The sequence below is a fragment of the Acinetobacter sp. ANC 3813 genome (assembly GCF_002135435.1).
Lineage (GTDB): Bacteria > Pseudomonadota > Gammaproteobacteria > Pseudomonadales > Moraxellaceae > Acinetobacter.
This window is the reverse complement of record NZ_NEGK01000001.1, coordinates 494,540-514,028: the sequence shown is the minus strand read 5'-3', so window position 1 is coordinate 514,028 and position 19,489 is coordinate 494,540. Positions and strand designations below refer to the sequence as shown.

The window sequence follows — 19,489 nt, the reverse complement described above, 5'->3', positions numbered from 1 at the left end:
GCTAGGACGCTATAAAAAAAGACCTCAGATGAGGTCTTTTTTTTGACTGAACGGCAGCCCCATATCTTTTTAAGCAATATAGTTCTGTTTAGGGGTCAAGTCGGTGCAGAACAGCGGATTCAAAGCGCATTGCAGCTCATCAATCTGATCATCTGTGACATAACCTTTGTTCTTTAAGTACGCTGCGACGCTGTCATCGCGCAGGCTGAGGAAAGCGGCGTCATATACGCCCAGATCGACAAACAGCGCTGCGGTTTCAAGACTATTGAAGCGGTCCAGATAGACATCGTTGCCATGCATAAGGAAAATATGGTCCTGCTGTGAATTGGCATCGACACCGAGGCGTTCCGCCAATTCAAAAGGTGAGGTTTTAATAAACAGCAAATCAGACAATTCATCAAACTGAGACGTATCCAGCTGATTTTGTCCAGTTTTGACTTTGGCTAGCCATGCTTTGAATACCAGCACCGCGCCGCCGCGCAGCAGCATGCTCCAAATTTGATGACGGGTTGATTCCTTCAAATCTGCTGACTCAGCTTCTAAGCGCTGCAGCAGCTTTTCTTCTTGCTGCGCCAAGCGGTCAAACAGGCCTAAGCCTTGCGGTTCATAAGCCGAAGGTGCAAAAACATCAAACTGCAGCTCATCAAAGACCTGCAGCGCAAGGGGCACAGCACATTGGTACAAGGTATCCAGCGCTTGCAAATGTGTGTCGTGCAGTTTGCTGTTTTTGAAAACTTCAGCCCAGCAGATTTCAGGAAGCATGGCATTTGCGCCGTATTCACGGTGAAATTGCTGTGTACGGTGAATGCCATGCGGCACAGTTTCATAGATATTCATAATTCAACTCCGTTGAAGGCGTTAGACCGATTTTCAGAACGCATATCTTGGCTTTAGATGCTGAGTGAAAACGGTCAATTCATGAACTACTTGTAGGCTTTAAACTGGGTGAATAAAAATACGACTAAAGTATTAAATCATATTGTTTCTATTAATATTTTATATAAAACATAGACTTTTAAAATTGTAACTAAGTATACATTTGTTCACCCAGTGTAATGGTTGATTTCTGCCATAGGCAAAGGGGATTTGAGCATTTTGGTCATCTTTTATGCGGGATATCGCATATTTTTTGCTGCATTTTGCCTATGCATTAAAAAATAATGCTATTTGGCTTAAGCACAGATGAATTTAGCGCTAAAAAAAGCCCATTTCACGTGATTGAAATGGGCTTCAGATGAGGTCTTAAGTAATGGACCTGTATAAAAACTGCAGCTTTAGCTTCCTGAAATTTTTAAACCAGATAGCCACGAACGCAGTGATGCGGGTTTCAGCGGTTTTTTCAGCAGCACAATGCTGAGTTCTTTCAGGCGCTGCGGCAGTTCAGGGTCTGAATCAGCAGTAATCAGCGCCACAGGTACATTTTCCTGACGGTTGTCTACGATAAAATCCAAACCGACTTTGTTATTGTTCAAGTGCTGATCGACCAGCCATACCTGAATATTTTCCTGCAGCAGTATCTCCAGCGCCTGTTCAGGTTCAGTGGCTTTAAAGACCTGATAGCCCCACTTGGTCAATAATGTAGACATACCTTCCAGAATGGTTTCATCATTGTCCAAGCACAGAATTTTATAGGCTTTGGTTTTCAGCGGCACAGCCTGAACTGGCGCAGCAGTCACTTTCGGCGCTTCGACAACGGGCACATCAATCATGAAGCAGGAGCCTTTGCCCAGCTCTGAGTGGACATGCACAGGGTAGTCCAGCAGGCTGGTCATGCGCTGTACAATGGCCAATCCCAGTCCGAGGCCTTGTTCGCCCCACGGTGAGGTGTGGCCGCAGCGCTCGAATTCCTGAAACAGCTTAATGCGCTGTTCTTCTGCAATGCCGGGACCTGTATCCCAGACCCCAATGCGGATATGGTTCGGTTTGCCAGCAGCCCGCAGTACGCCGACCACCACACGGCCGCGGGCAGTGTAGCGCAGCGCGTTGCTGACAAAGTTTTGAATAATACGGCGAATCCATTGCGGATCGGTATCAATCCAGAACTGCGCATCATGCACGCTGAATTTAATGCCGCGCTGAGCAGCAATAGATTTAAATTGCAGTTCTAAGTCACTGAGCAGATCATGCAGCGGATAAGACTGGCGCTTCGGCTGAATGGTACCGCCTTCTAAGCGGGCAATGTCCAGCAGCGCAGAGAGCATGCTTTCTGCGCCATGCAGCGCGCGGTCCAGCTGCTGCAGGGTTTTACGGTCTTCATCGCTTTGCACGCTTTGTTCTAAAGCTGTGCTGAACAGACGCGCTGCGTGCATCGGCTGCAGCAGGTCATGGCTGGCTGCGGCAATAAATCGGCTTTTTGACATGTTGGCTTTATCGGCCACTTCACGCGCCAGCTGCTGCTCAGACAGGGCATTTGCTAACTGCTGCGTGCGGTCTTGCACACGGGCTTCCAATACCGCTTCGTTTTCACGGAAGGCCGTAATGTCGGCAAAAGTCGTCACAAAGCCGCCGCCCTCAATTGGGTTGCCGCGCATTTGAATCACACGGCCGTCTTTACGGATGCGTTCAAATTCGTGCGAGCTGCCAACCTGCATCCAGTGTATCCGTTTACGCACATGCTCTTCGACAGAACCCGGTCCGCATTCGCCGCGTTCAGCGTTATAGCGGATCAGATCTGCAATAGGACAGCCGACATAGACAATATCTTTTGGATAATCAAACAATATTAAATATTGATTGTTCCATGCGACTAGACACATGTTTTCATCCACCACGCTGACGCCTTGGGTCATGTGGTCAATCATGGTCATGATCAGGTTTTGGTTAAAGCGCTGCCATTGCGATGCTTGGTCCAGAATGTTAGCGACTTGGCCGAGGGCCAGACCGTTATTGACCATGGCCGTGGTCAACAGGGTACGCGCTGAGGCTGCGCCAATGGTTCCGGCCAGATACTGCTCAGTAAAACGCCACCACATGCCGTTGGCGCTGCTGTTTTCATTCAGCGAGACATTATTTTGCGTACAGAACTGCTGGAAGGCACGGGTGGCCGCACCCTCACCGGTAATGCGTTTGGCCAGTGTAATCAGATCGCCGACTTTTAAGCGTGCAACATCATGATGCAAATAATTAATATCGTTAGAGGTATTGTGCGATGGCAGCGGTTTGGTTTCGTAATAGAAAAAGCTTTCCGCCTGAATCTGTTCTGCAATGCTCGGGCGGAAGATCCGCGATACCCAAATGTATAAAATAATATTCAGGCCAAGCGCCCAAACAACGCCATGCGTTAAAGGGTCAAAGGATTCAAATCCGAGCAAGGCTTCTGGACGCAGCCAGTTCATGCCAAAAGGGCCTTGCTCTAAAAAGCTTTTGGTATAGCTTTTAAATTCTGCAGGCAGACTGCGCAGCACCGTTGGCAATAGCAAAGTATAAGCCCACAGAGCAAAGCCAGTCAGCAAACCGGCATATACACCTTGCTTACTGCCGCCGCGCCAGTACAGGCCGCCAATTAAGGCAGGGGAGAATTGCGCGACTGCACTGAAGGCCAATAAGCCAAAGACCGACAGCTGGTCTATATCGTTAAAGAAATGGAAGAACAAAAAGCCCAGCAGCATGACGGCCAAAATACAGACGCGGCGCGTGAACTTCAGCACCAGCGGCAGGCGCTTGTCATGGCGTGATAGTAGATTGGTGCGCCATAGCGCCGGCATAATCAAGTCGTTGCTCAGCATGATGGACAGCGCTACCGATGACACCAGCAGCATGCCTGTAGAGGCCGAAAAGCCGCCTAAAAATGCCAGCAGTGTCAGCCAGTCTTGGTTATAGCTGAGCGGCAGTGACAGCACGGCAACATCAGGAATGGCCAAATACGCAGGCGCTGCATGCAAGGCCCAGCTGGCGATGGGGATAATTGCGATGATGGTGAGAATTAAATACACCGCAAACCATCGCCGTGCGCCGCGGATGTGTTTTTCATCGCGCAGTTCGACCACTGCAACGTGGAACTGGCGCGGCAGGCAGATAATCGCCAGTGCTGCCAGCAAGGTTTGGATCCAGAAGCTTTCCGGGACGCCAAACAGCTGTATGTCTTTAAAAGTTGCACTGATATCAGCGTTGATTTGATGCAGGTTCTCGGGCGACTCAAAAACAAAGAAAAATGCGACTGCCAAAAGCGCAAACAGTTTGACAAAGGACTCAAAAGCGACTGCCAGCATCAAGCCGCCGTGCTGTTCAGTATTGGCGATTTGCCGAGTGCCGAACATCATGGCCAGAAGAGCTAAAATCCCTGTGAGGAACAGCACGCCATTGGTGGTGCTGCTGATGCCTGCTGGAGAATCTAGAATGACAGCAGCGCTGAGCGCAATAGCGCGCAGCTGCAGCGCCAAGTAAGGGATGATGGCGATGACCGCTAAAATAGTCACCAGTGACGCCAGCGGCCCGCTCTTGCCGTAGCGGGCGGCAACAAAGTCGGCAATCGATGAAATGGCGTGATGCTGGCGCACTCGGCCCAAGCGGCGCCAAATATCATAGCCCAAAGCAACGAACAGCAATGGCCCCAAATAAATCGGCAGGAAGATGATGCCTTCACGCACCGCCGCGCCTGTGGCGCCGTAAAATGTCCACGATGAACAGTACACGCCAAGGGTCAGGCTGAACAGCAGCATGCGCCCGCGGGTGCTGAGCCTGCTGGCATGTTTTTCACCAAAGAATGCGCAAATAAAAAGAAGTGCAATGTAGAGGGCCAGTACCCCCATGATAAGCCAGCTGTTCATCTTGCCCGCAATATTGAAATCTTAGGCTTATCATACCTTATCTGTGAAACTTCGCAGGGAACTGATCAAAATTTAACGACCAAAGTCTAAATTACAAAGGGCTAACAAGATTGCTAATGTTAGGGGCGAAATAATTCGAATTAAAAAATTTTGCGTCCATGGTTGGGCGCTGACAGGAGTAAGGCAATGGATGATAGACAAGTAGAGCAAATTCTACAGAATCCAAAATTTAAGGAAATGGTTGCCCGCAAAAGTAGATTAAGCTGGACATTAACCATCATTATGCTGGTGGTGTATGTTGGCTTCATGCTGTTAGTCGGCTACAACAAAGAATTTTTAATGTCATCAGTGAGCGGCGGTGTAACCACCATCGGTATGCCGTTAGGCCTAAGCATCATTGTACTGTCTTTTGTTTTGTGCGGCGTGTATTCGTATATTGCGAACAATACGCTTGATGCATTAAACGAAGAAGCAATGCGCGAAGTTGAAGCGATCACTCATGAGAAAGGACTGCACTAAGATGAAATGGAATTCATTGAAAGCTCAGGCGCTGGCTGCGCCAGCGCTGCTGATGTCAAGTATGGCAATGGCAGGACCAGATTTAGGTGAAGCGCAGCAGCAAGCGACGAACTGGCATGCGATCATCATGTTCGCCATTTTTGTGGGCTTTACGCTATTAATCACCAAATGGGCGGCAAAGCAAACCACCAATACTGCAGATTTCTATACTGCGGGCGGCGGCATCTCAGGTTTCCAAAATGGCTTGGCAATTGCCGGCGACTATATGTCAGCAGCATCGTTCCTTGGTATTTCGGCATTGGTATTCAGCTCGGGCTTTGACGGTCTGCTGTATTCATTAGGCTTCATGGTGGGCTGGCCAATTGTACTGTTCTTAGTAGCAGAGCGTTTGCGTAACTTAGGTAAGTTCAACTTATCTGACGTGGTGTCATTCCGTTTGGCTGAAAAACCAGTGCGTACCTTGGCAGCAATGAGTTCATTGGTGGTTGTTGCATTCTATCTGATTGCTCAGATGGTCGGCGCAGGCCAGCTGATTAAATTATTATTCGGCTTGAACTACAATATTGCTGTGGTCATTGTTGGCCTTCTGATGATGGCTTACGTAATGTTCGGCGGCATGCTGGCAACCACTTGGGTACAGATCATTAAAGCGGTTATGCTGCTGTCTGGCGCAACGTTCATGGCATTTATGGTTATGAAAGGCGTGGGTTTCAGCTTCTCTGAGATGTTCTCTCAGTCAATTGAAGTATTTGCTAAAGTTCACGATGTGACTCTGGCTGAAGCTGGCAACATCATGGGTCCAGGTAAACTGGCTGCAAACCCGATTGATGCGATCTCTCTAGGTCTTGCATTAATGTTTGGTACAGCAGGTCTTCCACACATCCTAATGCGTTTCTTTACAGTAAAAGATGCCAAAGAAGCGCGTAAATCAGTGGTTGTTGCTACAGGTTTCATTGGTTACTTCTACTTATTAACGTTCATCATCGGTTTCGGCGCGATTCTTTATGTATCGAACAACCCGCAATTCCTTGACGTAGCGAAAATGGCGGTAACAGGTAAGCTTGAGCTTGTTGGCGGTAACAACATGGCGGCTGTTCACTTGTCTGATGCATTGGGCGGTGACTTGTTCATGGGCTTCATTTCAGCAGTCGCATTCGCAACAATTCTTGCAGTTGTAGCGGGTCTGACACTGTCTGGCGCTTCTGCAATCTCTCATGACTTGTATGCAAACGTATTCAAGAAAGGCCAAACAACACCTGAATCTGAACTTCGCATGTCTAAAATTGCAACTTTGGGCTTAGCGATCTTTGCAATGATCTTGGGTATTTTGTTCGAGAAGCAAAACGTTGCGTTCATGGTTGGCTTGGCATTCTCTGTAGCAGCATGTGCAAACTTCCCAGTGCTTGTATTGTCTATGTTCTGGAAAGGCTTGACGACTCGCGGCGCGGTGATCGGCGGTCTGGTCGGTTTACTTACAGCGGTGACACTGATTATCTTATCTAAAGCAGTTTGGGTAGATACATTGGGTATTGCTGAAACAGCAGTTAACCCATTCAATGGTCCTGCAATTTTTGCGATGCCATTGGCATTCATCTGCTGCTGGCTGTTCTCTGTGACTGATAACTCAGCACAGGCGCAAGCAGAGCGTAAAGCATTTGATGCACAGTTTGTTCGTTCGCAAACAGGTATCGGCATCTCTGGCGCATCAGATCACTAATCTGAACGTCAATAAAAAGCCCCGCAAGGGGCTTTTTTTATGTCCGAAATGACAGGCGGAGAAAATCATCAGCAGTGAATACTCCTTTTTACTGACGTGTATAGCGCTCGCCATTTAAGATCATTTGCCATTTTCCTTGCGTTAAATGCGGCGCCTGATCAATCTTAAATTCTTTATTCAGATTGCCTTCGCCGATACGGAAGCTTTGACTGTCAAAATGGCTGATTTTGGCTTGGACTGATGCAGAGGAAATGCCGCTGAAGGTTTCTTCCGCCAGCCGTTTTTCAGTATGTTCTTTGTGCTGGTAACTGACTTCACCTGACGGCTTGATCACCAGTTCACTGTGGTCGGTTTTCCATGTGCCTACGAAGTTTTCATGGCCTTTCAATAGTGGACTGTTTTGCGTGCAGGCGCTGATGACGACGGCGCAAATGGGCGCAAGCAGGAAGAGCCGGATATTCATGTGTATGTCCTCACGTGCAGACATGATTCTTAATGTACGCCCATGTTCGAGAGGATGCACAGCGCTATTTTTATCCAATTCTGTAACTTTTCCTGCTGCTTGTAAGGCATACAGGCAGAATGCGCTTCTGACAAAATTAACTTTGTGGCGGGCGGCGCCTTCATGCTAAGTTAAATTCAGATGAGGCCCTTTATTGGCCTGCAGAATAAAAAATATTTACACGAGTGTGAGATCAGGGCATGCAAGGACTAATCGATTTTTGGAAGGGTTTTCGCTTATTGCCCTCGGCATGGCTTTTGCTGCTTCAGCTGCTGATTTTAATCTTAACGGCTGTGCCGAATTTCAGTATGAGTTATCGGGCGCTGCTGTGGGTGCTTGGGGTTTTGGTGCTGCTGCTGATTGCAAAAGTCATCCGCCAGACGCCAATGTTTACGATTTTAGGCCTCAGTTTTGTCAGCGGCGCGGTGATTTTTTCGACCTTGATGATTTTGGGTTTTAAGCATCCAATGATTCAGATTGCGGCGCATTGCTTTGAAGCCTTGGCTTACTTTAGCGCGGCTTATGGCTTGCTGCGCTATATGTTTGCAGACCGCTATTTAACCAAAGATGAGCTGTTCGCTGCAGGCGCCGTATTTACCTTGATTGCCTGGGGATTTGCCTTTTTGTACAGCATTTGCCAGCTGATTTATCCCGGCAGTTTTGCCAATCCTGATATTCCTGGCATGCAGTCTTGGCTGGATTTACTGTTTCTAAGTTTCAGCCTGCAGTCTGCAACAGGGCTTTCTGATCTTATGCCTGCCAGTGCGCCTGCACGTGTGCTGGCGATGCTGCAGATGTTTTGCGGGGTGATGTTTTTGGCGTTGATTGTTTCACGCTTAATTGCACTGCAATATGTAGCGCATTTACCGAATAAGCATAAAGATGAATAGGTCAGGCAGCTAAAATTCAGGCCATAAAAAAGGACGCTGAAAGCGCCCTTTTTGTATTCAGTTTCTAAAATGAATTAGAAGCGGAATTTAGCGTTTACACCAACAGTTTGAGTGTCGTTGATGTCGCCTTCAGCATTTGCATTTACGTAAGATGCACCAACTGCAACAGCAGGAGTGATGAAGTAGTTTACGTTCGCGCCCCAAGCTGTATCTGGAGTACCTTCAAAGCTAGATTGAGCGAAAGATGCACCAACGCTTAATTTAGGGTTTAGGTAAAGATCAGTTTTGAATTGGAATGCAGTAGCATCGCCATAGATGATGCCAGATTCGAAACCGATTGCCATGTTAGTGTCGTCAATCGCGCCAACGTATTTAGTACGAGCAGTGATTGCGTCTTGGTCTTCGCCAATAGTTGCAGCTTCAGCTACAGACTTAGCAACACCGTTACCCATTACATTGAACGCATCAATAGCTGCTTGGTTCGCAGCGCTTGTGTAACCTACAGCAACTAAGAAGTTAGCTGTAGGAAGCGCACCAACTTCTAGAGCATAGCGGTCGCCGCTGTCTTCTAAGAATGCAGATGCATTGTTTTTAGCATCTAAAATTGTGTGGCTGTAAGACGCGCTTGCATATACAGGAACAACTTTAGTCGGTACGAAAACTTCGCCTTTCGCGCCAAAGTTGTGAGCAGTAACGTCAATACCGTCAGTACCGAATTCGCCGTAGTTATACGCAGCAGATACGTTAGATGCTTGGTTTAAAAATGCAGCTTCAGCCAATGGACCTTTAGAAGAGTCAACATTTTTGAAGTAGTAAGTGCCTTGAACACCGCCAGTGAAGTCTTTGTCATTAGTCGTAGTATCGATGTACTCAGATTGACCTTGTACTTCTACTTGATACGCTTGAGCACCGGTCATTGCTAATAATAATGCAGTGGCTAAACCGAGTTTTTTCATAAGAGTTACCAGTAATGTTGCAAATGGATTAAACATTGCGCATTGTATTGTAACAATTTATTAAGTCAATGAACTAAAAGAACATTCTTAATTTGAATAATTGCTCTAAAATCTATTTTGTATTAAAAATGTATACCTGATTTTTTCATAATTCGATCTAAAAACACTGCCATTACAGTGAAATATGTAAATTCTATTTTTAGTTTTTCTGATTTTAGCCAAATTGTGGATTGATATATTGAATTAATTTTAAAAAAATAATCGTTAAAATTTATAATAAATGAGAATTAGTTATCGAATCTTTTGATAATCTTCACGGCGGCCCTGCTTAAAAAGCCAGCAGATTGAGTGCCCAAGACTTTAAAATTGTCTTCAAATTACGCATTTTTATTTTTTAAAGTTTACCTTTTGTTAAAAAATATCCCACGACCATTACTGCCTATTCCGAATCAAATATTCATGGGCATTACAGGTATTTAGGCTTTTTGTTATGCATATTAAGGCTGCATTCTTAGGCAGGTCATTGATGGCATTCAAAAATAAAATAGCGTATGCGGTGATTGTCGATAACTCGCTGTATTCATTTATAAACACATATTATGTGAATTATAGGCATTTTTTTTCATAAATGCGTTTTGTAATGCAAAATAATCTTTACTTATTTTGCGAAATATCACATAATTTAAAAATTAGATCGGTTTTGTTGCTATTTTGGTGATTTTCGACCGACTCTCCACATATTTTGTTTTATCCGCCCGGCTTTCCCCAAAGCTGGGCTTTTTTTTAACTGAATTTTTAGTGGGCAAAGTAACGGCGATCGTTCGGACTTGGCGTAATTATTAATCCGGTGAGCCGGCTCATTCACTGCTCCATCGCATCATGAACAGATGCTGCACATACGGCATTTCATCCGGTACTCAAATGATTTAAATCATAAAATCTTCTGAATGGTGTGTATTAAAATACCTTAATTAAATATAATGTGAGTTAAGTCACAAATATATAATCTCCAGTGGCATTTTTTTGATGCAGTGCTGTTCAGGCGCTATGGTCTTTGGATACGGGGTTAAGATTATGGTTAGCAATGCATTGCGTTCGGAACATATCCGCCGCCGTCTTTGGGTTGCGATGCTGGTCATTGTTTTGACTGTATTGCTGATAGGCTTGCCGCTGATTGTCAGCAGCTATATCAGCTATAAAAAAAGTTCAGAAGCGCTTTCAGAAATTCAGAGTCTCAAAATATTATCCGAATTGACCAATAAAGTTTCGAGAGAGCGTGCGCCTTCCAATAATGCTATGACAGGTGCGCCTGAAGATGCAGAAAAATATTTAGCGGAACTTCAGCAGTATCGGGTTCAAGTCGATCAGTTGCTGCAATCGACTGTGCAAAGTCTGAATCATGCGGGGCAACATCGCGCGGCGCAGGATTTGAGGCGAAATTTTGTTCCTGCTTTGATGCGGGGCCGCCAGCAGGTCGATGCTTATGCGGCAACGCCGTATAAACAGCGCACGATGCGTCATATGAATGACGCCATTACCGCGATGTTCCATGCGTGGGATGCCTGTGATGCCGTCATGCAAAACTTGGTGTATGACGCCGAGCAAAAAGATCAGGCATTGTCGAATTACTATACTTTAATTTTATTATTGTCTGAATTGCGTGATCAGGCGGGGCGATCAGCATCGAATATTATGCCGGCCGTATCTTTCCAGCAATCTATTCCCACTGAAAACTTGGCAAGCTCGCTGCAGACGCAGCACCAAACCCAATATTTATGGCGTTTGGTGGGCGTGATTCAGCCTAAAAATAGTCAAACGGCAACGTTTGATACACTGTACCTGCGGGTAAAACACGGTTTTTTTGATCATGGTTTGTTAGTCATTGCCAATTTAGTCGATGACAGTTTAAATGCGCGGCCATATAGAATGACGGGTCCTGAACTGACTCGCTCAATGGTCGACGGTTTTGCAACCGTAGTGGAACTGCAGAATTACATTTTAGAGTCCAGCGTGAAAGTGGCGTATAGCGAACAGCAAAATGCCAAAAAGAAACTAATTTATGCCATTTTAATGGTGCTGGTGTCTTTGCTGACGGTTTCTATGACCATGATTTATGCGAGAAAATGGGTTTTTGGACCTTTAATTCAGGCTCGGGAGCAGCTGTTTAAGCTGGCTCATCCTGAATCGAAAACGTCATCTGAAAAATCTTCAAAGCAGAGCCTGAGTCTTTTTGATGCGATTCATCGGCTGCAAAAGAAATTGCATCAGCGTGAAGCGCTGGAGTTTCAGCTGAAGCATATTGCGCATTCAGACTCTTTGACTGGAGTAGCGAACCGTTTTGCGCTGGATGAATATATTAAGCTGCTGGAAAAACAGTCCAGCCAATTTCAGAATACCTGCCTAATTGTGATTGATATTGATAATTTCAAACAGGTGAATGACCGTTTTGGCCATATTGTGGGTGATGCCGTTATTCAGTCTGTCGCGGAAAGTTTAAAGGCAAGCATACGGGCGTCTGATTTGCTGGTGCGTTATGGCGGAGATGAGTTTTTGGTGCTGGTTGAAAATATCAGCTTGGAGCGGGCGCTGAAAATTGCGGAAAAAATAAGGAAGGCTGTTTTGGCCTCTGATCTGTTTCAGAGAGAAGGCTTTGAGCAGGTCAATGTCTCAATCAGTGCTGGGGCAGCGGTGGGTGCGGAAAGTTGGATCGCGTTGCTGGCGCGGGCGGATGAGGCGTTGTTTCGGGCAAAGGCGAAAGGGAAGAACTCGGTTTCGGATTAGGTTTTATTACTGGGTATTTTGAAGAAGGTCACGTTAATTTGTATAAGTTAAGAGAGAAGTCTTTATTTAATATAAATAATAGAGTTCTTTCATAAATCAAAAAATGATCATTAATCGGTACTTAAATTATCAATGAAAGTCCCTTCTCCCTTTGGGAGAAGGTTAGGATGAGGGATTTTAAACATAAAACAACCTCTCCCTTGCGAAGCAGTGCTTCTCATCTCCTGAAAGGAGAGGGAACTTACATCATGATTTTTAAAAGTTCAAAAAATAATTGATGAAAGAGGACTTATTATTCGCAATTTGCATTAGGAATATCAGTTAGCACGTCCTCATTTTGCGTCATGATTTGTTAATTAAGTTGTGTAGGAAGCTTTCTAATTTTGAAAGAACAAAAGTAGCAAATTTTTTCAGTTTGACTGAGGGCACGTCCGTGTACCCCAGTCAAACGGGCGACATCTATGTCGCGGGTCATGTGATTGGATATTGATGCCGATAAATTATTTAGGAATGGCCTTATTTAAGCTGTTATAAAGTCCTTTCCTTGTTTCTAAAATTTCCGTTCTGTATTGTTTGGTTGTTTCAATATCGATAGCACCATTTCTGAAAAGAGTATATGAATTAAATTTCCCAAGTAATTCACCATAAGCTCTTAAATTTTCTTGTTGTTGTGTGAAACCGTGTAATAAAAGTAAGCCTTCATTTTTACTCAGTAAATTAAAGTCGTTAAATAATGAAATGCGCAAAGGATCAAGTCTGTCTAGAATTTTATTCTTATAGATAGGTGTTTGTTTAGTTTCAAATTCAAAAATGGCCCACATTTTCAAAATGAGATGATTAATTTCTTCAACATCTTTTGAAATATTCGTTAAGAGATTTCGATTATATAGAAGATTTTCTTTTGTTACTGATGCAGATATATTCACTTTTTGATTGAAATAAGCAAATATTCCAGTAATTAGTGCCCCTAAGCCAATTTTCACAGAAGTATCTAATATTTCTAATAAAGTCATAAAATAAAAAAACGGTCAATGAATCACCGTTTTATCATGAAATTTATATATTTAAAATCCTCCCCAGCCCTCCTTTGAAAAAGGAGGGAGTTTCCCCTCTTTACTAAAGATGAGGAGCACTGCTCCGCAAGGGGGGAGATTCTATTTCAACAATGGTTTTAAGAACTTCGCTGTATGTGAAACTTTAGATTTCACCACTTCTTCAGGTGTACCTTCTGCAATAATCATCCCGCCGCCAGCGCCGCCTTCAGGGCCTAAGTCAATAATCCAGTCTGCGGTTTTAATCACATCCAGATTATGCTCAATCACCACAATGGTGTTGCCCTTGTTGCGCAGCTCATGCAGGATGTCCAGCAATTTGGCAATGTCATGGAAATGCAGGCCTGTGGTCGGCTCATCCAGCACATACAGTGTTTTACCTGTATCGCGCTTCGCCAATTCACGCGCCAATTTCACGCGCTGCGCTTCACCGCCAGACAGCGTCGTTGCAGACTGACCCAAACGGATATAGCCCAAGCCCACTTGATTCAAAGTTTCCAAACGGCGGTGAATGACAGGAATCGCATCAAAGAAATGCATCGCATCTTCAACAGTCATTTCCAGCACATCAGAAATGTTTTTACCTTTGTAATTCACTTCCAGCGTTTCACGATTATAGCGTTTGCCGTGGCAAGAATCGCAAGGCACATACATGTCTGGCAGGAAGTGCATGGCCACTTTAATCATGCCGTCGCCTTCACAGGCTTCACAGCGTCCGCCTTTGACGTTAAACGAGAAACGTCCTGCAGCATAGCCGCGGGCTTTGGCTTCCTGTGTCTGCGCGAACAATTCACGGATTGGCGTAAATAAACCTGTATAGGTGGCAGGGTTAGAACGCGGGGTACGGCCAATCGGACTTTGGTCAATGTCTACGACTTTATCAAGGAATTGCAGGCCATCAATAGAATCAAATTTTTCAGCGGTCAGTGTAGTTGCGCCGTTCAATTGCGTTGCGGCTAAAGGCAATAATGTACGGTTAATTAAGGTCGATTTTCCTGAACCCGAAACACCCGTCACGCAAGTCATAATGCCTAAAGGAATGGTCAAATCGACATTTCTCAGGTTATGGCCTGCTGCGCCCATCAGTTTGATTTGTTCATCTGGTTTTGGCGGCTGGATGCGTTTTTTTGGTACTTCAATTTTCAGTTTGCCTGAAAGATATTGACCTGTGAGTGAGTCTTTATTGGCTAGGATTTCATCATAAGTGCCTTCAGCAATCACATGACCACCATGTATGCCAGCACCAGGGCCGATATCAATAATATGGTCGGCTGCGCGGATCGCGTCTTCATCATGTTCCACCACCAGCACCGTGTTGCCTAAGTCACGCAGGCGCACCAAGGTTTCCAGCAGGCGGTCATTATCACGCTGATGCAAGCCAATCGAGGGTTCATCCAGTACGTACATCACGCCCATCAGGCCCGCGCCAATTTGCGAAGCCAAACGGATTCGCTGCGCCTCACCGCCAGACAGTGTTTCTGCAGAACGTGACAGGCTTAAATAGTTCAGGCCGACTGACACTAAGAAATGCAGGCGCTCACGGATTTCCTTAAAAATTTTGTCGGCAATTTCGCCTTTGGCGCCGCTTAAATTTAAGTGCTGATAATAATCTTCGGCATCGCCAATCGACATCTTGGTAATTTCGGCAATGGTTTTGTCCAAAATTTTCACATTGCGTGAAATTTCGTTCAGACGTGAACCGCCGCAGGCATCACAGGCAGCATTTGACAGATACTGCGCCAAATCTTCCCGCACATAGTTGGATTCGGTTTCGCGGTAGCGACGTTCCAAATGCGGCAAAATGCCCTCAAAGGCCTGCACACGGCTGTGGCGGCGGCCGCGTTCATCAATATAGCTCAGGTCAATTTTTTCTTTACCCGTGCCGTAAAGGAATTTTTTCTTGGTGTCGGCATCCAGCTCATTCCACGGTGTTTCTAGTGTGAAACTGTAGTGATCCGCCACTTTTTGCAGCATGCTGTAATAATACGGACGCTGTCTATCCCAGCCTCGGATTGCACCCTCGCTGATGCTGAGCGCATTGTTTGGAATCAGTTTGTCCGCACTGAAATGGCTGCGTGTTCCTAAGCCGTCACAGACCGGGCATGCGCCAAAAGGGTTGTTAAACGAAAATAGGCGCGGTTCTAATTCAGCAACGGCGCGGTCGCATTCGGGGCAAGAGTGCTTGGCGGAAAAGACGCGGTCTTCGTGTTCGCCTTTCATCCACGACAGCATCGCGATATCGCCGCCTAGACGCAGCGCAGTTTCAAAACTTTCCGCAATACGGTTGCCTAAATCATCGCGCACTTTAAAGCGGTCAACCACCACTTCAATGGTGTGTTTTTTCTTTTTGTCCAATTCTGGCGGCGGATCAATTTCCATAATCTCACCGTCCACGCGTGCGCGGACAAAGCCTTGGCTTTGCAGCTGTTCAAACAGGGCGGTATATTCACCTTTGCGTTCACGCACCACAGGCGCCAGCAGCATCAGCGCCGTACCTTCTTCCAATCCTTTCACGGCATCGACCATTTCAGAAACGGTTTGCGCCACCATTGGCAAGTCATGTTCTGGGCAGTACGGTGTGCCGACACGCGCATACAGCAGACGCAAATAGTCGTAAATTTCTGTAATTGTGCCCACCGTAGAACGCGGGTTGTGGCTGGTGGATTTCTGTTCAATTGCAATGGCAGGGCTTAAGCCTTCAATCGAATCAACTTCGGGTTTTTCCATTTGCGATAAAAACTGGCGCGCATAGGCAGACAGAGATTCTACATAGCGGCGCTGGCCTTCGGCATACAGGGTGTCAAAGGCTAAAGAGGATTTGCCTGAACCCGAAAGCCCCGTAATCACCACAAACTTGTCGCGGGGAATATCGAGTGACACATTTTTTAAGTTATGGGTACGTGCGCCTCGAATACGGATGTGGCTTTGGCTCATAAAAACATCTCGGTTTTGTGCAAATTGAAGGGTATATATGATAGCGCATGAAAAATGTTCAAGTGTAAAAAACCTTGGATTTCGTATTTATATTATGAGAAAAAGGCTGCGATGAAGAAAAACGGGGCAGAATTCGGGTCAATCGGCTGTTGCTTACTTAGTGGGGGAGTGCAACCAAATCTGCTAAACTGGACAATGGTGATTGATGAACACCTGAGACAGCAAAGGTCTGGCAGAGCGGATAAAAGACAAATATGAATTTAAAGCAAAAAAAGCTGCTGCAAAGCACTGCGGCGGCCATCTTGATGATCTCTGCGCTGACTGCCTGCGAAAAAGAACCTGCAGCGAAGTCGCACGCTGCAAAATACAGTACAGTCGAGCAGGCTTCCAAAGCGCTGACAGCAGAAAGTGAAAAAATTGATTTGCTGGTGCAGCAGCTGGGCCAAGCCAAAACTCAAGCTGAAGAAAAAAAGCTGAGCTGTGAGCAGATTCCGCAGCACTATGATCAGATGCTGGCCATCATGGATGCCAATCAGCATTTAATGAGTGCGTCTGATTTAAAAGTTCAGGCGCAGTTTAAGCAGCTGGCCGTACAGCAAAAACAGCGTTTTCAAAGCAATCTGCTGTGTAAAACCCCGAACTGATATATCCCGAGTGCATGCGTAAAAGGCTCAGAGAAAGATAAATATGCTGTCCCTATTTTTAAAAAGCCTGCTGGGTGCAGCGGCGGTGCTCATCATTGCCGTTTTTTCGAGAAGCAAAGTTTTTTATATTGCGGGTCTTGTCCCGCTGTTTCCCACTTTTGCCCTTATTGCGCATGTGATTGTCTCACAGGAAAAAGGTGCAGAAGCCTTACGCCAAACGGCGCTATTCGGCATTTGGTCGTTAATTCCCTATTTTGTTTATCTGCTGCTGGTGTATCTTCTGGCAGAAAAAATGCCTTTGTGGAGCTGTTTAGGGACTGCCGCTTTAGGCTGGACTGTGGCAGCGGCAGTGCTGATTTATGTGTGGCAGCAGTTTTAGAATATTTAAGCAAAGTTGATTAGAAAAACAGCATAAATGTCACAAAAACCTTAATTTTTCCAATGATTTAATCTTACTTTGCATAGATGCGGATGCGGTGATTTAGCTTATAATGATGAAAAATAATATGTTTTTTAATCATTATAAGAGCAGAATGTGATGTTCAAGAAATTACTCGGGTGCTTTGCTGGCCTCATTTTGAGCGCAGCTGCATATGCAGAAGACACCAAAATTATCGCCTTTGAGCAGGTGATTCAACCCTCAGTAGAACAGCTTTACAAAGCTCAAACTGCAGCCGTTTCGCCTAGCGCGAAAATTTGGTCAATGGTCTATATCGTGACGCAGGCCAATCAAGCGCCTGATAACACTGCCATGGGATTGAAACTGACGCCGGAAGGCCTGCTATTTAAAAATGAGCCAGCCAAAAAATCAGATGATCTGAATTTTGAGGGCATTCAATTGGCGCGCAGTAAAGACTATGCCCTGTCAAAATATCAAGATTTAGCCGATATTATTCAGGAACAGACGGGCAAAAAAATTACAGATGCTCAGGTTTTTGATGCGAGCCGAGCGCATGTTTATGCGCGTGTGGAAGACTGGGTGCCAGACTATAATGCCAAAACTGCAGGGCTTTCCATTGTGCTGGGTCCGCTGCAAGAGATGGAAGTCAAAGGATTGTATATCTTGATTGGTGAAGGTGAGCAGCCGAAAGATTTGGCGGCAATCGCCAAATTAAACCCGATGGTGAAATCACAGTACGGCTCAGAAACAGCGGAAGCTAAAGCCGAAGCGCGTTCAGAATTTCGTGAAGCCCGCTGGATGATTTTTCTGGTGGTGATTGCGATGGGAATTTATCTGGGCTGGTACCGCAGAACTTAAAGGAAATAATCAGGCCACTTCAGTGCAAGGGCGCAACGTTCTGTCGTGCTGCGGTCTGTTGCTCTTTTTGCAAAAACATCAATAAAAAATAAGCCTGTTCCTCAATTTAGCGGGAAAGCATTTATCTATTCAAGAAAATCATACGAAGTGTTTTGGAATCGATAGAAAAAAAGTTCATAATTGCGCACATTAAATCTTAAACACTTTTCTTTAAGTTTTACCCAATTTCCCACATTTTAATAAATTCATAGGTCGAATGTCATGCTGAAACATTTTGGTTTCTCCATCTTCTTTACGATCGTGTGTCTGGCAATTTCTGCGTACTGGGGCTTTAGCCACGGGCCAAACGCAGGTGTTCAGGCCATGATCACTGCGCTGACCATCACTGCAATCCTTGCGGTGATGGAAGTGTCGCTGTCTTTTGACAACGCGGTTGTGAATGCTTCAGTTTTACGCGGCTGGGATCATTTTTGGAAAATGATTTTCTTGACCGTAGGCATCGTTATTGCTGTGTTTGGCATGCGTTTAGTTTTCCCTATCGTGATTGTTGCCGTGACTGCAGATATGGGCATGATGGAAGTCGTGAAAATGGCTTTAAATGACCCGATTAACTATTCTGCCAAGCTGATGGCGCATCATGCTGAAATTGCTGCCTTTGGCGGCGCTTTCTTATTGCTGGTGTTCCTGAACTTTTTCCTAGATGAAGGTAAAGATACACATTGGTTCCGCTGGCTGGAAGCGCGCTTGGCGAATTTGGCCAATGTGCCTGCCATGTCCGCTTTTCTGGCTTTAATTGCGCTGCTGATTATGGCAGCCAATGTTGAAGAAGCGAAACGTCTGGTCGTGACCATGGCGGGGATCTGGGGCATTGTGATTTATATCGGCGTACAAGTGCTGAGCCATTTGCTGGGCGGTGAGCCGGAAATTGATGAAGACGGCAATGCAATTGCGCATGATGCCAACGGCGCATCAACTGGCGTAATTAAAGCGGGTATCGGCGGCTTCCTGTATTTGGAAGTGCTGGATGCTTCATTCAGTTTTGACGGGGTGATTGGCGCATTTGCGATTACCTCAGATGTGGTCATCATTATGCTGGGCTTAGCGATTGGCGCAATGTTCGTGCGTTCAATGACGATTTATCTGGTCGAAAAAGGCACGTTGGACGCCTATATTTTTCTTGAGCATGGCGCGCACTATGCGATTGGCGCATTGGCATTCATCATGCTGGCCAGCGGTACAGGCGTGCATATTCCAGAAGTGGTGACGGGCCTGATTGGCGTCGCATTTATTGTTTGGGCAATCTTCGCATCAATTCAATATAAAAAGCGCCAGGCGCTGCGCGGTTAATTTACGCTTCATGAAAAGCGGTTATACTTAAAGGGCGCATTGATTGCGCCCTTTTTTATTCTCTGGCGAGTACATGAATACCTCAGCGCAGGCTGCTGGAATGATGTAGGATATCGCTATCTG

At 45.7% G+C, this 19,489-nt stretch carries 14 protein-coding genes; 8 read left to right on the top strand and 6 right to left on the bottom strand.

Going from position 1 to position 19,489, the window contains the following annotated elements:
- Window positions 1–69: 69 nt before the first annotated feature.
- Both B9T34_RS02460 and B9T34_RS02455 read right to left on the bottom strand, forming a co-directional pair.
- A complete protein-coding gene (locus B9T34_RS02460; RefSeq protein ID WP_086211555.1) occupies window positions 70–837 on the bottom strand; it encodes a hypothetical protein in 768 nt (255 codons plus the stop codon).
- A gap of 437 nt (window positions 838–1,274) precedes the next feature.
- Window positions 1,275–4,766 carry a PAS domain-containing hybrid sensor histidine kinase/response regulator gene (locus B9T34_RS02455; protein ID WP_086211554.1) on the bottom strand — a complete coding sequence of 1,164 codons (3,492 nt, stop codon included), beginning with the start codon at window positions 4,764–4,766 and terminating at the stop codon, window positions 1,275–1,277.
- A 186-nt stretch (window positions 4,767–4,952) separates the two neighbouring features.
- On the opposite strand from B9T34_RS02455, the gene B9T34_RS02450 reads away from it, so the two are divergent.
- A complete protein-coding gene (locus tag B9T34_RS02450; RefSeq protein ID WP_086211553.1) occupies window positions 4,953–5,285 on the top strand; it encodes a DUF485 domain-containing protein in 333 nt (110 codons plus the stop codon).
- Between the two features lies 1 nt (window position 5,286).
- Window positions 5,287–7,002 carry a cation acetate symporter gene (locus tag B9T34_RS02445; RefSeq protein ID WP_086211552.1) on the top strand — a complete coding sequence of 572 codons (1,716 nt, stop codon included), beginning with the start codon at window positions 5,287–5,289 and terminating at the stop codon, window positions 7,000–7,002.
- Between the two features lie 88 nt (window positions 7,003–7,090).
- Here B9T34_RS02445 and B9T34_RS02440 read toward each other — a convergent pair whose 3' ends face one another.
- Window positions 7,091–7,465, bottom strand: coding sequence for a hypothetical protein (locus B9T34_RS02440; RefSeq protein WP_086211551.1), 375 nt, complete (start codon window positions 7,463–7,465; stop codon window positions 7,091–7,093).
- Window positions 7,466–7,704: 239 nt separating this feature from the next.
- Here B9T34_RS02440 and B9T34_RS02435 point away from each other — a divergent pair, with 239 nt between their 5' ends.
- A complete protein-coding gene (locus B9T34_RS02435; protein ID WP_086211550.1) occupies window positions 7,705–8,394 on the top strand; it encodes an ion channel in 690 nt (229 codons plus the stop codon).
- A gap of 74 nt (window positions 8,395–8,468) precedes the next feature.
- Here B9T34_RS02435 and omp33-36 read toward each other — a convergent pair whose 3' ends face one another.
- The gene (gene omp33-36, locus B9T34_RS02430; RefSeq protein ID WP_086211549.1) at window positions 8,469–9,350 is read right to left on the bottom strand and encodes a porin Omp33-36; all 882 of its coding nucleotides are present in this window, start codon (window positions 9,348–9,350) and stop codon (window positions 8,469–8,471) included.
- A gap of 1,074 nt (window positions 9,351–10,424) precedes the next feature.
- Here omp33-36 and B9T34_RS02425 point away from each other — a divergent pair.
- The gene (locus tag B9T34_RS02425; RefSeq protein ID WP_213034145.1) at window positions 10,425–12,131 is read left to right on the top strand and encodes a GGDEF domain-containing protein; all 1,707 of its coding nucleotides are present in this window, start codon (window positions 10,425–10,427) and stop codon (window positions 12,129–12,131) included.
- Window positions 12,132–12,631: 500 nt separating this feature from the next.
- Here B9T34_RS02425 and B9T34_RS02420 read toward each other — a convergent pair whose 3' ends face one another.
- Entirely contained in the window at window positions 12,632–13,144 is a 513-nt protein-coding gene (locus B9T34_RS02420) for a hypothetical protein (protein WP_086211548.1), read from the bottom strand.
- A 141-nt stretch (window positions 13,145–13,285) separates the two neighbouring features.
- Entirely contained in the window at window positions 13,286–16,117 is a 2,832-nt protein-coding gene (gene uvrA / locus B9T34_RS02415; protein WP_086211547.1) for an excinuclease ABC subunit UvrA, read from the bottom strand.
- Between the two features lie 254 nt (window positions 16,118–16,371).
- Between uvrA and B9T34_RS02405 the strand changes: the two genes are divergently transcribed.
- The 4 genes from B9T34_RS02405 (at window position 16,372) to B9T34_RS02390 (ending at window position 19,366) form a co-directional block, all read left to right on the top strand.
- A complete protein-coding gene (locus B9T34_RS02405) occupies window positions 16,372–16,761 on the top strand; it encodes a hypothetical protein (RefSeq protein WP_086211545.1) in 390 nt (129 codons plus the stop codon).
- Between the two features lie 43 nt (window positions 16,762–16,804).
- Window positions 16,805–17,140, top strand: coding sequence for a GlpM family protein (locus tag B9T34_RS02400; RefSeq protein WP_086211544.1), 336 nt, complete (start codon window positions 16,805–16,807; stop codon window positions 17,138–17,140).
- Window positions 17,141–17,299: 159 nt separating this feature from the next.
- The gene (locus B9T34_RS02395) at window positions 17,300–18,019 is read left to right on the top strand and encodes a hypothetical protein (RefSeq protein ID WP_086211543.1); all 720 of its coding nucleotides are present in this window, start codon (window positions 17,300–17,302) and stop codon (window positions 18,017–18,019) included.
- A 261-nt stretch (window positions 18,020–18,280) separates the two neighbouring features.
- Entirely contained in the window at window positions 18,281–19,366 is a 1,086-nt protein-coding gene (locus B9T34_RS02390; RefSeq protein ID WP_086211542.1) for a DUF475 domain-containing protein, read from the top strand.
- Window positions 19,367–19,489: the final 123 nt, after the last annotated feature.

Bases quoted from the DNA above. Each gene is read 5' to 3' on its own strand.
- B9T34_RS02460 (WP_086211555.1), bottom strand. From the start codon at position 837: ATGAATATCTATGAAACTGTGCCGCATGGCATTCACCGTACACAGCAA.
- B9T34_RS02455 (WP_086211554.1), bottom strand. From the start codon at position 4,766: ATGAACAGCTGGCTTATCATGGGGGTACTGGCCCTCTACATTGCACTT.
- B9T34_RS02450 (WP_086211553.1), top strand. From the start codon at position 4,953: ATGGATGATAGACAAGTAGAGCAAATTCTACAGAATCCAAAATTTAAG.
- B9T34_RS02445 (WP_086211552.1), top strand. From the start codon at position 5,287: ATGAAATGGAATTCATTGAAAGCTCAGGCGCTGGCTGCGCCAGCGCTG.
- B9T34_RS02440 (WP_086211551.1), bottom strand. From the start codon at position 7,465: ATGAATATCCGGCTCTTCCTGCTTGCGCCCATTTGCGCCGTCGTCATC.
- B9T34_RS02435 (WP_086211550.1), top strand. From the start codon at position 7,705: ATGCAAGGACTAATCGATTTTTGGAAGGGTTTTCGCTTATTGCCCTCG.
- omp33-36 (WP_086211549.1), bottom strand. From the start codon at position 9,350: ATGAAAAAACTCGGTTTAGCCACTGCATTATTATTAGCAATGACCGGT.
- B9T34_RS02425 (WP_213034145.1), top strand. From the start codon at position 10,425: ATGGTTAGCAATGCATTGCGTTCGGAACATATCCGCCGCCGTCTTTGG.
- B9T34_RS02420 (WP_086211548.1), bottom strand. From the start codon at position 13,144: ATGACTTTATTAGAAATATTAGATACTTCTGTGAAAATTGGCTTAGGG.
- uvrA (WP_086211547.1), bottom strand. From the start codon at position 16,117: ATGAGCCAAAGCCACATCCGTATTCGAGGCGCACGTACCCATAACTTA.
- B9T34_RS02405 (WP_086211545.1), top strand. From the start codon at position 16,372: ATGAATTTAAAGCAAAAAAAGCTGCTGCAAAGCACTGCGGCGGCCATC.
- B9T34_RS02400 (WP_086211544.1), top strand. From the start codon at position 16,805: ATGCTGTCCCTATTTTTAAAAAGCCTGCTGGGTGCAGCGGCGGTGCTC.
- B9T34_RS02395 (WP_086211543.1), top strand. From the start codon at position 17,300: ATGTTCAAGAAATTACTCGGGTGCTTTGCTGGCCTCATTTTGAGCGCA.
- B9T34_RS02390 (WP_086211542.1), top strand. From the start codon at position 18,281: ATGCTGAAACATTTTGGTTTCTCCATCTTCTTTACGATCGTGTGTCTG.